The sequence below is a fragment of the Actinophytocola sediminis genome, from assembly GCF_054779715.1.
Map to the genome: position 1 here is coordinate 134,410 of NZ_BAAGXS010000005.1, position 12,870 is coordinate 147,279.

18 protein-coding genes are annotated in these 12,870 nt (G+C 72.3%); 11 read left to right on the forward strand and 7 right to left on the reverse strand.

All coding sequences use genetic code 11. From position 1 onward, the window contains the following. Window positions 1-11: 11 nt before the first annotated feature. Window positions 12-659, reverse strand: a complete 648-nt coding sequence (gene cofC / locus ACYVIP_RS03615) for a 2-phospho-L-lactate guanylyltransferase (protein ID WP_460391907.1) — start codon at window positions 657-659, stop codon at window positions 12-14. 120 nt (window positions 660-779) lie between these two features. On the opposite strand from cofC, the gene ACYVIP_RS03620 reads away from it, so the two are divergent. Next, window positions 780-1,457 (forward strand): lysophospholipid acyltransferase family protein, encoded by a 678-nt coding sequence (locus ACYVIP_RS03620; RefSeq protein WP_460391959.1) that lies wholly within the window; start codon window positions 780-782, stop codon window positions 1,455-1,457. A gap of 5 nt (window positions 1,458-1,462) precedes the next feature. Beyond that, window positions 1,463-2,464, forward strand: a complete 1,002-nt coding sequence (locus ACYVIP_RS03625) for an NAD(P)H-dependent glycerol-3-phosphate dehydrogenase (protein WP_460391909.1) — start codon at window positions 1,463-1,465, stop codon at window positions 2,462-2,464. Between the two features lie 48 nt (window positions 2,465-2,512). Here the strand turns inward: ACYVIP_RS03625 and ACYVIP_RS03630 are convergent, their stop codons facing one another. After that, window positions 2,513-3,229: an anti-sigma factor gene (locus ACYVIP_RS03630; protein WP_460391911.1), complete on the reverse strand. Its 717-nt coding sequence runs from the start codon at window positions 3,227-3,229 to the stop codon at window positions 2,513-2,515. Further along, a complete protein-coding gene (locus tag ACYVIP_RS03635) occupies window positions 3,226-3,831 on the reverse strand; it encodes a sigma-70 family RNA polymerase sigma factor (protein ID WP_460391961.1) in 606 nt (201 codons plus the stop codon). The genes ACYVIP_RS03630 and ACYVIP_RS03635 overlap by 4 nt, the downstream gene beginning before the upstream one ends. 230 nt (window positions 3,832-4,061) lie before the next feature. On the opposite strand from ACYVIP_RS03635, the gene ACYVIP_RS03640 reads away from it, so the two are divergent. Further along, window positions 4,062-4,508 carry a cysteine dioxygenase gene (locus ACYVIP_RS03640; protein ID WP_460391913.1) on the forward strand — a complete coding sequence of 149 codons (447 nt, stop codon included), beginning with the start codon at window positions 4,062-4,064 and terminating at the stop codon, window positions 4,506-4,508. Here the strand turns inward: ACYVIP_RS03640 and ACYVIP_RS03645 are convergent. Continuing rightward, complete coding sequence (locus tag ACYVIP_RS03645) at window positions 4,478-5,185, reverse strand: pyridoxamine 5'-phosphate oxidase family protein (RefSeq protein ID WP_460391915.1); 708 nt, start codon at window positions 5,183-5,185, stop codon at window positions 4,478-4,480. The genes ACYVIP_RS03640 and ACYVIP_RS03645 overlap by 31 nt on opposite strands. A 69-nt stretch (window positions 5,186-5,254) precedes the next feature. Here ACYVIP_RS03645 and pdxR point away from each other — a divergent pair, with 69 nt between their 5' ends. Genes pdxR through ACYVIP_RS03660 form a run of 3 tightly spaced genes read left to right on the forward strand, consistent with a single transcriptional unit; the run spans window position 5,255 to window position 8,409 of the window. Next, window positions 5,255-6,652, forward strand: coding sequence for a MocR-like pyridoxine biosynthesis transcription factor PdxR (gene pdxR / locus ACYVIP_RS03650; RefSeq protein WP_460391917.1), 1,398 nt, complete (start codon window positions 5,255-5,257; stop codon window positions 6,650-6,652). Window positions 6,653-6,676: 24 nt separating this feature from the next. Next, window positions 6,677-7,774 (forward strand): D-alanine--D-alanine ligase family protein, encoded by a 1,098-nt coding sequence (locus ACYVIP_RS03655; protein WP_460391919.1) that lies wholly within the window; start codon window positions 6,677-6,679, stop codon window positions 7,772-7,774. Window positions 7,775-7,776: 2 nt separating this feature from the next. Next, window positions 7,777-8,409 (forward strand): AAA family ATPase, encoded by a 633-nt coding sequence (locus ACYVIP_RS03660; RefSeq protein ID WP_460391921.1) that lies wholly within the window; start codon window positions 7,777-7,779, stop codon window positions 8,407-8,409. Window positions 8,410-8,427: 18 nt separating this feature from the next. Here ACYVIP_RS03660 and ACYVIP_RS03665 read toward each other — a convergent pair whose 3' ends face one another. Both ACYVIP_RS03665 and ACYVIP_RS03670 read right to left on the reverse strand, forming a co-directional pair. Next, complete coding sequence (locus ACYVIP_RS03665) at window positions 8,428-9,012, reverse strand: DUF3515 domain-containing protein (RefSeq protein WP_460391923.1); 585 nt, start codon at window positions 9,010-9,012, stop codon at window positions 8,428-8,430. Between the two features lie 20 nt (window positions 9,013-9,032). Next, complete coding sequence (locus ACYVIP_RS03670; RefSeq protein WP_075135135.1) at window positions 9,033-9,266, reverse strand: Lrp/AsnC ligand binding domain-containing protein; 234 nt, start codon at window positions 9,264-9,266, stop codon at window positions 9,033-9,035. 103 nt (window positions 9,267-9,369) lie between these two features. On the opposite strand from ACYVIP_RS03670, the gene ACYVIP_RS03675 reads away from it, so the two are divergent. The 4 genes from ACYVIP_RS03675 to ACYVIP_RS03690 are packed head-to-tail and all read left to right on the forward strand — an operon-like array spanning window position 9,370 to window position 12,072. Beyond that, window positions 9,370-10,332, forward strand: coding sequence for a thiamine-phosphate kinase (locus ACYVIP_RS03675; RefSeq protein ID WP_460391925.1), 963 nt, complete (start codon window positions 9,370-9,372; stop codon window positions 10,330-10,332). A gap of 47 nt (window positions 10,333-10,379) precedes the next feature. Then, entirely contained in the window at window positions 10,380-10,868 is a 489-nt protein-coding gene (locus ACYVIP_RS03680; RefSeq protein ID WP_460391927.1) for a GNAT family N-acetyltransferase, read from the forward strand. Then, a complete protein-coding gene (locus ACYVIP_RS03685) occupies window positions 10,850-11,371 on the forward strand; it encodes a gamma carbonic anhydrase family protein (RefSeq protein ID WP_460391929.1) in 522 nt (173 codons plus the stop codon). The genes ACYVIP_RS03680 and ACYVIP_RS03685 overlap by 19 nt, the downstream gene beginning before the upstream one ends. 23 nt (window positions 11,372-11,394) lie before the next feature. Continuing rightward, window positions 11,395-12,072, forward strand: coding sequence for a uracil-DNA glycosylase (locus tag ACYVIP_RS03690; protein ID WP_460391931.1), 678 nt, complete (start codon window positions 11,395-11,397; stop codon window positions 12,070-12,072). A gap of 84 nt (window positions 12,073-12,156) precedes the next feature. Here ACYVIP_RS03690 and rpmB read toward each other — a convergent pair whose 3' ends face one another. Beyond that, window positions 12,157-12,348, reverse strand: a complete 192-nt coding sequence (gene rpmB / locus ACYVIP_RS03695) for a 50S ribosomal protein L28 (RefSeq protein WP_331082060.1) — start codon at window positions 12,346-12,348, stop codon at window positions 12,157-12,159. Between the two features lie 168 nt (window positions 12,349-12,516). Between rpmB and ACYVIP_RS03700 the strand changes: the two genes are divergently transcribed. Continuing rightward, window positions 12,517-12,870, forward strand: a 354-nt coding sequence (locus ACYVIP_RS03700) for a DAK2 domain-containing protein (RefSeq protein ID WP_460391933.1), incomplete at its 3' end; no start/stop codon positions are given.

The following is a 12,870-nucleotide window of genomic DNA, read 5'->3' on the forward strand; positions in this document are numbered from 1 at the left end:
TTGTCCAGCAATTACCGGCCCGTGGTAGATCGCTGGGTTAACACTTGCCCCGTGCGCCGGCCGAGACCGAGCGTGGTGGCGACGGCGAGGTCCCGCGCGGTGTCCACGTCACAGCGCAGCGTGGCCAGTCCCGCGCGGATCGCGACCGCGCCGCTGGCCAGGTGGGCCGCCGCCGAGCCATGGCCGAAGCGGGGATCGAGCCGCCCGCCAGGGCTGGACAACAACAACGTCGTGCCGGTGCCCTGGCGGTCGGCGCAGAACGCCCGCCGCCCGTCGGCCTCGGCGATGGCACTGGCCAGCTCCGAGGACCGAAGCGCCGGCAGGTCGGCCTGCAGCGCGCCGACGACGCCGTGCCGGTCGCTCGCGCGCGCCAGGTCGGCGCCGTGCTGTAGCGCGCCGTTCAGGCCGGACAGGCCGCGCTCGTCAACGGATTCCACGCCGGTGCCGGCCAGCGCGGTGGCGATCTCCTTGGTGACCCGGGGGTCCTCGCACACCACCAGCACCCTGCGCACGCCGGTGGTCGCCGCCGCCGAGGTCAGCGTGTCCAGCAGCAGCGCCAGCACCAGTTCGACGTGCGAACCGGCGACCGCGCCGCGTAGCCGTGTCTTCGCCAGGTCCAGTCGTTTGATCGGCACCACCAGGTCCACTTCCCGCTCCACGAACTCCATGGTGGCGCAGGTGCGAGTGCCGTGCCGCGACCGGGGCATACTCACGTCATCCACAGACGAGGAGGAGCGCACGTGCCGGCACGAATCGAGAAGAGCGGTTTCTGGGTCACGATGACCGCGTTGATCTTCTACCCGCTCTCCTGGATCGGGAAGATGTTGCCGCAGGGGCGTGACCGGATCCGTCGCGAGGGCGGGCTGTTGCTCGTGCTGAACCACGTGTCGCACCTGGACCCGGCGGTGGACGCGGTGTTCGTGCACCGGCAGGGCAGGGTGCCCCGGTTCCTGGCCAAGGAGAGCCTGTTCCGGGTGCCGGTGTTCAAGTACATGATCGGTGGCGCGGGCAGCATCCCGGTCTCGCGGCGGTCGGCTGGCGCCTCGGAGAGCCTGACGCACGCCAACGACGCCCTGCGTGCCGGCAGGTTGGTGGTCATCTACCCGGAGGGGACGATCACCAAGGACCCGACCGGCTGGCCGATGCGGGCCCGTACCGGCGTGGCGCGGATCGCGCTGGAGAACGACGTGCCGGTGGTGCCGGCGGCCAGGTGGGGCACCAACCACATCTTCGACGGCTACACCAAGAAGTTCCGGCCGTTCCCGCGCAAGAAGGTGCACATCAGGGTGGGGGAGGAGGTCGACCTCTCGGCCTACCGCGGCAAGCCCATCACCAACGAGATGCTGCGTGAGGTCACCGACCTGTTGATGGTGGAGGTGCGGGACCTGCTCGCCGAGATCCGCGAGGAGCCGGCCCCCGCCGAGTTCTTCGTGCCCGGCCGCAAGCGCGCGGACTGACCGACATGGGTCCGATCGCGGTCTTCGGTGCCGGTTCGTGGGGGACCACGTTCGCGAAGGTGCTGGCCGACGCGGGCAGCGAGGTGACGCTGTGGGCGCGCCGGGCGTCGGTCGCCGAGTCGATCGCGACCCGGCAGACCAATCCCGACTACCTGCCGGGCGTGCGGTTGCCGGCCACCCTGCGGTCCACTTCGGACCCTCGGGTCGCGCTGGCCGGGGCCGAGGCGGTGGTGTTGGCGGTGCCCAGCCAGAGCCTGCGGCACAACCTGACCGCGTGGCGCACCCTGATCGACCCGTCGGCCACGCTCATCTCGCTGGCCAAGGGCGTGGAGCTGGGCACGCTGCGGCGGATGTCGGAGGTCGTGGTCGAGGTGCTCGGCGTGCCGGAGAGTCAGGTCGCGGTGGTGTCCGGGCCGAACCTGGCCAAGGAGATCGCCGCCGAGCAGCCGACGGCCTCGGTGATCGCGTGCACCGACCACGACCGGGCGGTCGCGGTGCAACAGGCCTGCACCACCGGCTACTTCCGTCCGTACACGATCACCGACGTGGTCGGCTGCGAGCTCGGTGGGGCGTGCAAGAACGTGATCGCGCTGTCCTGCGGCATGGCCGGCGGCCTCGGCTTCGGCGACAACACCCTGGCGACGCTGATCACCCGTGGCCTGGCGGAGACCGCGCGCCTCGGGGTGGCGCTCGGCGCGGACCCGATGACCTTCGCGGGCCTGGCCGGTCTCGGTGACCTGGTGGCGACCTGCTCGTCGCCGCTGTCGCGCAACCGCACCTTCGGTGAGCGCCTCGGCCGGGGCGAGACCGTGCGCCAGGCCCAACAGGCCGCCAACGGCCAGGTGGCCGAGGGCGTCAAGTCCTGCTCCTCGATCCGGGAGCTCGCCGCCCGCCACGGCGTCGAGATGCCGATCACCGAGGTCGTGCACCGCGTCTGCCACGACGGCTTCGACCCCCGCGAGATGGCCGCCGACCTCATCGGCCGCAAAACCAAACCCGAACGCTGACCGCCCTGAATGCCTCATTCAGGACGGTCAGCGTCGCCAATGCCTCATTCAGGGCAGGTCCAGGTCCAGGATCAGGTTGGGCAGGGTGGGTCGGGTGGAGCCGCCGGCTGGTTCGACGGTGATGCCGATGGTGTCCGCGGTGGTGAGGTCGTCGACCTCGAACGGGGTCGTGCCGTCCGGGAGCAGGCCGGCGGACTCGATCCGGTCGCCGATCGTCCATGCCTGGTAGACCTGGTCGGGGCCGAGTTCGGGGAGGTCGTCGGGCAGCAGCAGCGCCTGGTCGGCCGCGCGGGACGCGATCATGGTCAGCCGGCCGCCGTCGCGGCCGTCCTGGGTGAGCACCTGTGCGTCGCCTGCGGTCAGGATGGTCGACATCGCCGTCGCCCGCGCCTGCGCGTCCTCGGTCGTCTGCTGTGCCTGGACCACCAGCATGCCCAACACGCCGGCGGCCACCAGCAGCACCGCCGCCGCCGCGCTCGTCAGCCGCAGTGGCCACGACGGCCGGCGCCGCGCCAGTGGGGTCACCGGCGCCGTCGCCGGATCCTGGCGAACCTGGCGGATCCGCACCCGCACCGCGTCCTTGAGCCACTCCGGTGGCACGGCCGCCGCCGCGCGGCCGAGCCTGGTCGTGGTCTCCCGCAGTTCGTGGACCTCCAGCGAGCAGGTCGGGCACTCCCGCAGGTGCCCCTCGAACTCGAGGCGTTCCTCGGCCGACACCGCGTCCACGACGTAGGCGCCGGTCAGCACGTGCACATCGGCGGTCATCCGGTCACCCCCAGGCAGTCCCGCAGCCGGATCAGCCCGTCGCGCAGCCTGGTCTTGATCGTGCCGAGCGGCGTGTCCAACAGCTCGCAGACCTCCCGGTAGGACCGGCCGCCGTAGTAGGCGAGCACGACCGACTCCCGCTGCAGGTCGGTCAGTGTGCCGAGACAGCGCCGGACCTGCTCCTGCTCCAGCCTGGTGGCCACCTGCTCGGACACCTCGTCGAACGGCCGGGCCAGCTGCCGGCGGCCGACCGTCGCGTCCCGGTCGGCCGAGGCCTGCGCCGAGCGCACCCGGTCGACCGCCCGCCGGTGGGCGATGGTCATCGCCCAGGTCAGCGCGCTGCCCCGGGCCGGGGAGTACCTCGGCGCCGAACGCCACACCTCGACCATCACCTCCTGGGCCACCTCCTCCGACTGCGCGGCATCCCGCACGACCCGCCGGATCAGGCCGTACAGCGGCCCGATCAACAGGTCGTAGAGCTGCTCGAACGCCGCCTCGTCGCCCCGCGCGACCCGCGCGACCAACGCCGAACCGTCCGGCGCCGAACCGTCCGGCACCGGTGTCGGCGCGACCTGTTGTGGCCGCGACACCCGTTCGCCCATGTCCACCCGCTTTCTCCCGCCATCGCCACGGGGTCTTCGGCGCGGCGGCGCGACCGGATTGGTTTCCCGTCCCAACGGGTGGACCGCCTTGACCGGACCCGGGGCGGCTGGTGTCCTTGTCAGCGTGTCCCTGAGTGTGCGCTGCTGTCGAGTCGCCAGCGCGCTGTGTCCTTCTTGGTGATCGGGCCGCCCGTCGTCGCCGCTACTCCCAAGAAGGTTTCCGATACCCCATGTTCGCCGTGCCCGAGAACACCATCGTGCGCAGTTCCACCGCCCCTTCGGTGCATCCAGCGCTGATCGCCAGGCAGTACGCCGAGGATCGGTCGCGCTGGGCGCACCTGCTGCGCTACGACCCCGACGAGCGCTACGCCGTCCTCGTGCACCGCACGCGGACCCAACAGGTGTGGCTGATGAGCTGGCTGCCCGGCCAGCACACCGGTCCACACGACCACGGGCCGGCGACCGGCGCGTTCACCATCGTGTCCGGCGAGCTGGTCGAGCACGTGCTGCGCGACGGCTCGACCCACCGGTTGCTGGCCGGACAGTCGCGGGTGTTCGCGCCCGGCTACGCCCACCAGGTCCGCAACGATGGCCAGGACCCGGCGGTGAGCCTGCACGTCTACCGCGCGGAGCGGACGATGCGCGACTACCCGGCCGCACTGCCCAGGGTGTCCTGAGCGGTGTCCTGAGCGGTGTCCTGAGCGGGTGCCGGCCGCGCGGTCACGTGCTCGGGCGGCGCCACCTCGGCGGGTAGGTCCGGGCAGGGCACCGGCGTTCCCCAGACCCGGTGCAGCGGCAGCTGACCGGCCCAGGTGGGGCGGGTGAGGTCCTCGGGCTCGTCGCCTGGCGGTCCGGTGCGGATCTTCACCGCGGCCTCGGTGAGGTCGAGCGCGAGCACCGCGGTCGAGGCCAGCTCACGCGGGTTGGGCTCGCGCGCGTAGTCCCACGAGCCGGGCGCCAGGTGCTCGGTGATCACCCGGAGCGCGGCGAGCTTCGCGGCCCGGTCGGTGACCGGCGTCGCGCGGCCGTGGACGACCGCCGAGCGGTAGTTGACCGAGAAGTGGAACACCGCCCGGCTGTAGACGATCCCGTCGAGCAGGGTCACGTTCACACATACCTCCGCGCCCGCGCCGCCGGCGCGCATGCACGCCGCGCCGGTCGACCCGTGCACGTAGAGGGTGTCCCCGGCACGCCCGTACCCGGTCGGCAGGACCACGGGCGCGTCGTCGGCCACGAATCCGAGATGGCAGATCAGCCCGGCGTCGAGGACGGCGTGCAGCGCGGCCCGGTCGGTGACCGCGCGCTTGCGGCCACGGCGGATGGTGCTGCGGGGGGTGGGCGACAGCTCGTTCACCAGGACAGCCTCATCCGATCAATGGCATCCTTGAAGAGCCACAGGCAGTCGATTCTGGAAGGCCACTTCATGCCGGAGACCCCCGTACTGCCGGTCACGCTCGACCGCGCGGCGGCCACCCCACTGGCCGTCCAGCTGGCCGAACAGCTGCGGGCCGCGGCCGGCGACGGCCGGCTGCGCAGCGGCGACCGGCTGCCGTCGACCCGCGCGCTGGCCGGCGAGCTCGGGGTGAGCCGCACGGTCACCGCGGCCGCCTACGAGCAGCTGCACGCCGAGGGCTGGATCGCCGGCCGGCACGGCTCCGGCACCTACGTGACCACCGAGCCGCCCGGCGCGCTGCGCCCCTCCGCCAACCCGGTGCGCCGCGCCACGACCACCGAGACCGCGGTCGACCTCACGCCCGGTTCCCCGTGGGCGGGCGGCATCGAGCAGGCGGCCTGGCGGCGGGCATGGCGGGCGGCCTCCCACGTGCCGCCGATGGTGCGCCCCAACCGCGCCGGCCTGCCCGCCTACCGGGCGACGGTGGCCGAGCACCTGTTGCGCCACCGTGGTCTGCGGGTGGGCACGCTGTCGGGGCAGGACGGCCACGAGGCGGTGCTGGCGACCTCGGGTACCAGCACCGCGGCCGCCGAGCTGGCCAACGCGGTGCTCCACCCCGGCGACGTGGTGGCCGTCGAGGAACCCGGCTACCAGCGGGCGGTCGGCGCGTTGCGGGGCGCCGGGCTGACCGTGGTGCCCGCGCCGGTGGACGCGGACGGCCTGGTGATCGACTCGGTGCCGGCGACCGCGCGGGCGGTGTACTGCTCGCCGGCCCACCAGTACCCGTTGGGCGGCCGGATGTCCGCGGCCAGGCGGGTGGCGTTGGTGGAGAGCGCGCGGGAACGCGGCTGGCTGGTGATCGAGGACGACTACGACGGCGAGCTGCGCTACGACGTCGCGCCGCTGCCGCTGCTGGCCGCGCTCGCCCCGGACGTGGTCGTGCATCTCGGCACCACGAGCAAGATCCTCACCCCGACCCTGGGCATCGGCTGGATGGTCGCCCCGCCCCGGGTGGTGGCCGCGATCCTGGCCCACCGCGACCGCACCGGCTCCGGGCCGGCACCCGCCGGTCAGCTCGTGGTGGTGGAGTTCGCCAGCAACGGCGACCTCGGCCGGCACCTGCGGCGGCTGCGCCGGGAGCTGTCCGAGCGCCGGTCGCAGGTGGTGGACACGTTGGTACGCGGCGGAGTCCGGGTGCTCGGCGACGAGGCGGGGGCGCACGTCGTGGTGCCGGTGGCCTCGGCCGAGGCCGAACGCGAGCTGGTGCGCCGGGCGCTTGGCCGGCGGCTGCTGTTGGACGGCCTGGCCCGCCACCACGTCGGTCGTGCCAGGTGGTTCGGCATCGCGCTCGGCTATGCCGCGTGCTCACGGGAGGAACTGCGGGACGCGCTGCCGGTGCTGGTGGAACTGGTGCGCGGCGGCGGCTGAGCGGGGCAGGTAGGGTCGGGCGCCATGGCGAGCCAAGAGCGTATCCGCGTGGCGGTCGTGTTCGGCGGTCGGAGCACCGAGCACGGGGTGTCCTGTGTGTCCGCGGCGAGTGTGCTCGCCAACCTGGACACCACCCGGTTCGAGGTGCTGCCGGTCGGCATCACCGAGCAGGGCGCCTGGGTGCTCGGGCCGGCCGACCCCGAACGGCTGGAGATCGCCGGCCGGACGATGCCCTCGGTCACCGAGGGGACCGCGCTGACCCTGCCGGCCGACCCGGCCACGACCAGTCTGGTCGTGCTGGAGCGGGGTCGGGAGGGTGAGGTGCTGTCCAAAGTAGACGTCGTGTTCCCTGTCCTGCACGGGGCCTACGGCGAGGACGGCACCATCCAGGGACTGCTCGAGATGGTCGGCCTGCCCTACGTCGGGGCCGGGGTGCTCGCCAGCGCCGTCGCCATGGACAAGGAGTTCACCAAGAAGCTGCTCGTCGCCGAGGGGCTGCCGGTCGGGCCCTACGAGGTACTGCGCCGCGGCGTGCCGACGCTGAGCGAGCGGCAGCGGGAACGGTTGGGACTGCCGGTGTTCGTCAAGCCGGCGCGGGCCGGCTCGTCCTCCGGCATCACCATGGTCACCGACTGGTCCGAACTGGACGGTGCGGTGGCTGCGGCGCGGGCGGTCGACCCCAAGGTGCTCGTCGAGGCCGCGGTCGTCGGCCGGGAGATCGAGTGCGGGGTGCTGGAGTTCCCGGACGGGCGGGTGGAGGCCTCCCTCCCCGCCGAGATCCGGATCAGCGCGGACGGGCCGGAGTGGTACGACTTCGAGGCCAAGTACCTCGACGACGTGTGCGAGCTGGACATCCCGGCCAAGCTCGACGACGTGGTGATCGAGCGGATCCGGGAGCTGGCGGTCACCGCGTTCCACGCGCTGGAGGGCCAGGGCCTTGCCAGGGTCGACTTCTTCGTCACCGACGACGGGACGCCGATCATCAACGAGCTCAACACGATGCCCGGTTTCACCCCGACCTCGGCCTATCCGAAGATGTGGGCGGTCACCGGCATCGACTACCCGACCCTGCTGTCCACTTTGGTCGACACGGCCAAGGCAAGAGGACTCGGCCTGCGCTGACCATGTTGCTGTGGATCAACGGGCCCTTCGGCGGCGGCAAGACCCAGACCGCCTACGAGCTGCGTCGCCGGCTGCCGGGCAGTGTCGTCTGTGACCCGGAGCGGGTCGGGTTCGGACTGCAGCGGATGATGCCGAGGGCACTGCGCGGCGACTTCCAGGACCTGCCAGCCTGGCGGCAGGGGGTGTTCGAGGTGCTGGACCTGGTGCTGCGCCGCCATCCCGGGCCGGTGATCGCGCCGATGACGTTGGTGGAGCCGGAGTACTTCGCGGCGATCGTCGGCAGGCTGCGCGCGCAGGGCCACGACGTGCGCCACTTCGCGCTGCTGGCCGCGCGAGCGACGGTGCTGCGCAGGCTGCGCGAGCGCGGTCTCGGCCGCCTGCTGAACGTGATCGCCGGGGCGGAGACGTCGCTGCGGCGGGAGAGTTTCGCCGTGTCCAATCTGGACCGGTGCCTGGAACGGCTACGCGGCCAGGAGTTCGCCGAGCACGTGTGGACAGACGACCGGCCGGTGGCCGAGGTGGCCGAGTGGATCGCGGACGCCGCCGGCCTGCGGCTGGCGCCCAACACCGACGGCGCGTTGCGCGGCCGGCTGCGCCGGGCGGCCGTCGGCCTGCGGCACATCCGGCTGGGCTGACGGTGGCGCGCGGGCCGGTTAACGCGTACGGACCGGTGCCGCGGCCAGTGTGTCGTCCACTGTGGCCGAAAGCTTCTGCAACGGGCCGGTGCCGGTGCCGGCCGGCACGGTCAGCGCGATGTACACCGCCCGGTCGACCACGAACCAGGTCTCCGCGGCATCGCCCCGCACGGTCAGCCAGCGGACCTTGTCGATCTGGAGCAGGGACGCGGTCGGCGTCAGCTCGGGTGGCCTGCCGAGCCCGCAGCGCAGCACCAACGGCTCGCCCCGGTCCGCGCTCCACGCCGCGGTCGCCTTCGGGGCGGGGTCGGCGATCGGGAGGCGGCGCAGCGGCAGGTCGGCGCCGGGCAACTCGTCCGGTAGCGCGGCGGTCAGCCGGTTGCACTCCGGTGAGCCGGCTGTGGGAGCCTCCACCGGGACCAGCGCCAGTGGGCCGGTGCGTGGGCTCGCGGAGCTGGTCTCCTGGGGGTTCGCGCCAGGAGAGCCGTCAGTGCTCGCCTCACTACCGAGAACCTGGCTCAGCACGACCACACCGACGAGGAGTAGACCGACCAGCCCTGCCGCGACCCGGAGAGCGACCGGCGATGGTTGCGTTTCCGACACGACCCCAACTAGAGCAGGTCCTAGAGATGTACTACCGGGCAGGTCAGTGTTCGGGTGATCCCGTCCACGTTCTGGATGCGGGCCACCACCAGTTGGCCGAGGAGGTCCACGTTCTCCGCCTCGGCGCGCACGATGACGTCGTAGGGGCCCGTGACATCCTCGGCCGTGGTCACCCCGGCGATCTCCGCGATCTTCGCGGCGACGGCTGCGGCCTGACCGACTTCCGTTTGGATCAGGATGTATGCGTGGACCACGGCGCGCCCCTTCGTGTCGAACAGTCCTTTAGAGGTAGGAACGTGAGCAGCAAAAGGTACCGCAGTTCTCGATCGTTTGGGGATCCGACTATCGGAGGTGGTCGTGCCAGAGGGCGATGAACCGCGGGAAACCGTGGGCGACGTCGGCGAGTTCGGACTGATTCGCCGGGTCACGGCGGGCCGTCGCCAGCCGGCGACCACCCTGCTCGGCCCCGGCGACGACGCGGCCGTGGTGGCCGCGCAGGACGGCCGGGTGGTCGCCACGACCGACGTCCTGGTCGAGGGCGTGCACTTCCGAATGGACTGGTCGACGCCGGAACATGTTGGCCGCAAAGCGATCGCGGTCAACATGTCGGACATCGCGGCGATGGGCGCGGTGCCGACCGGGCTGCTCGTCGGGCTCGCCTGCCCGAAGACGACGAGCGCGGAGTTGGTCGACGGTCTGGTCGCCGGCATGTGGCAGGAGGCCGCGCGGGCCGGCGCGGGCGTGGTCGGCGGGGACGTGGTGGCCGCCGAGCAGATCGTGATATCTGTCACCGCCCTTGGTGACCTCGAAGGTCGCGCGCCGGTGACGCGTGGCGGCGCGATGCCCGGCGACGTGGTCGCGGTGTGCGGCCGGCTCGGCTGGTCGGCCGCCGGGCTCGCGGTGCTCGGCCGTGGCTTCCGCTCGCCGGTGTCGGTCGTCGGCGCCTACCGCGCGCCGGAGCCGCCCTACCCGGCGGGCCCGCAGGCCGCGCTGGCCGGCGCCACCGCGATGGTCGACCTCTCCGACGGGCTGCTCGCCGACCTCGCCCACGTCGGGACCGCGTCCAGTGTGGCCATCGACGTGCAGACCTCGATGGTGGAGGTGCACCAGCGGCTGGTCGAGGTCGCCTCGGCGCTCGGGGCCGACGCCAGGCACTGGGTGCTCACCGGCGGTGAGGACCACGCGTTGGCGGCGACCTTCCCCGACGCGGCCGGCGTGCCGGCGGACTGGGTCACCATCGGCACGGTGCGCCGGGGGAGTGGGGTCACCGTCGACGGGCGGCAGTACGAGAAGCCGGCCGGGTGGCAGCACTGGCGGTGACCTAGACCGCATGGCGTCCGGCGTGGCCCGGCGTGCAGGATCGGGGCGTGCGCATCGATGTCGTTCGCTATGACCATCCCGACGCCGTCGCGCTGATCGCGGAGGTGCAGCAGGAGTACGTGGTCCGCTACGGCGAGCAGGACGGGACCCCGGTGGACCCGGCCGAGTTCGCGTCGCCCAACGGGCTGTTCCTGGTCGGCTACCGCGACGGGACGCCCGCGGTGTGCGGCGGCTGGCGGGTGTTCGGCGACGACGCCGCGGAGATCAAGCGGATGTACGTGCGCCAGGCCGCGCGGGGCCTGGGCCTGGCGCGGGCGATGCTCGCCGAGCTGGAACGCACCGCGTCGGCGGCCGGCAGGCGGCGGATGGTGCTGGAGACCGGTGAGCGCCAGCCGGAGGCGATCGCGTTGTACCGGTCGGCTGGCTACCGCGACGTGCCGAAGTTCGGGTACTACGCCGACGAGGAGTTGAGCGTGCATCTCGGGAAGTGGATCGAGTCGACCGTCGAGGAGCCGATGTGCCCATCTATGCCTTAGGCGAGCACGAGCCGACGATCCACCCGGACGCCTATGTCCATCCCGACGCGGTGCTGATCGGCAACGTGCACCTGGCGGCGGAGTCGTCGGTGTGGCCCACGGCGGTGTTGCGCGGCGACTCCGGGGGGATCTGGGTCGGCGAGCGGACCAACGTCCAGGACGGCACGGTCGTGCACTGCACGGAGTGGCACTCGACCAGGATCGGTCCGGACTCGGCGGTCGGGCACAACGCGCACATCGAGGGCGCGACGATCGGGTCGGGCTGCCTGGTGGCGTCCGGGTCGGTGTTGTTGAACGGGTCGGTGCTCGAGGACGGTGCGGTGCTCGGGGCGGGGGCGGTGATGTCGTTCAACGGCCATCTGCCGGCGCGCGGGATGGCGCTCGGCGTGCCGGCCAGGGTGCGGGCGGGCTACGAGGTGCCGGCGGAGATGGTGGCCGGCATCGTGGCGAACTACGTGGCGCGGATCGCGACGTACCGTAAGGGTCTTCGCCGGCTTTCCTGAGCCACCCGATAGGGTCTGCTGCCGTGACGGCACGACCTCTGTCCGAAATTGTCGAACCCGGCTGGGCCGAGGCATTGGCACCGGTAGCCGACCGAATCGCCGCGATGGGCGACTTCCTGCGCGCGGAGATCGCCGCCGGCCGGAAGTACCTGCCGGCCGGTGAACACGTGTTGCGGGCCTTCCAGCAACCGTTCGCCGACGTGCGGGTGCTGATCGTCGGCCAGGACCCGTATCCGACGCCGGGGCATCCGATCGGCCTGTGCTTCTCGGTCGCGCCCGATGTGCGGCCACTGCCCAAGAGTCTGGTGAACATCTACCAGGAGTACGGCGAGGACCTCGGTCACCCGCCGCCGACCAACGGCGACCTGTCCCGGTGGACGGAGAACGGGGTGCTGCTGTTGAACAGGGCGCTGACCGTGGAGCCGGGGCGGTCCAACTCCCACCAGGGCAAGGGGTGGGAGGAGGTCACCGAGCAGGCGATCCGGGCGTTGGCGGCCAGGGGTGGGCCGTTGGTGGCGATCCTGTGGGGGCGCAACGCGCGGAACCTGAAGCCGTTGCTCGATCCGGTGCCGTGTGTGGAGTCGGCGCATCCGAGTCCGCTGTCGGCCAGGAGCGGGTTCTTCGGCTCGCGGCCGTTCAGCCGGGCGAACCAGCTGCTGGAGCAGCAGGGCGGCGAACCGCTCGACTGGAAGCTTCCCTAGCGCGCGCGGCAACGCCGAGAACGTCAACGCAAGGAACCGGGCCTCCAACGGAGGCCCGGTTCCTTGTGGACGGTCGACTCTTACTCAGCCGCGGGTGACCTTGCCTGCTTTCAGGCAGGAGGTGCACACGTTCAGCCGCTTGCGCTGCGAAATGCCGATCTTCGCGTGCACGGTCTGAATGTTCGGGTTCCACCGGCGGTTGGTGCGCCGGTGGGAGTGCGAGACCGACTTGCCGAAGCCTGGTCCCTTGCCACAGACGTCGCAGACGGCAGCCACGTCAGGCACTCCTTTCTTCGGGAGAAACTGACCGGATACGGTCAGCAAGCCATCCCTGCCGGCGCTCGTGCCGGGCAGGCGATCACAGGGTACACGGCACGCGTCGGCGGCCCGCCAGCCGGGCCACTAGTCTCCGCATGTCGACCCGGGTGCGCGTGGGGAGGGCCAATGTTGCGGTCGCTGGATGCCGCCGCCGTGCGGCGCTGGGCGGTGGCCTGTGTGCAGTCGCTCGACGCGCACCGGGAGGCCATCGACCGGATCAACGTCTACCCGGTGGCCGACGGGGACACCGGGTCCAACCTGCTGCACACCATGCGTGCCGCGCTGGACGCCCTGCTGCGCGCGCCGGCACGCACCCGGTCGGCGGCGGGCGCGGCACTGGGCGCGCTGGCCAGGGGAGCGCTGGCCGGGGCGCGGGGCAACTCCGGGGTGCTCGCCTCCCAGCTGCTGCGCGGGTTCGCCGACGCGCTGGCCGACACGGTCGACATCGGCGGCCCGCAGCTGCGGGCCGCGCTGGCGGCC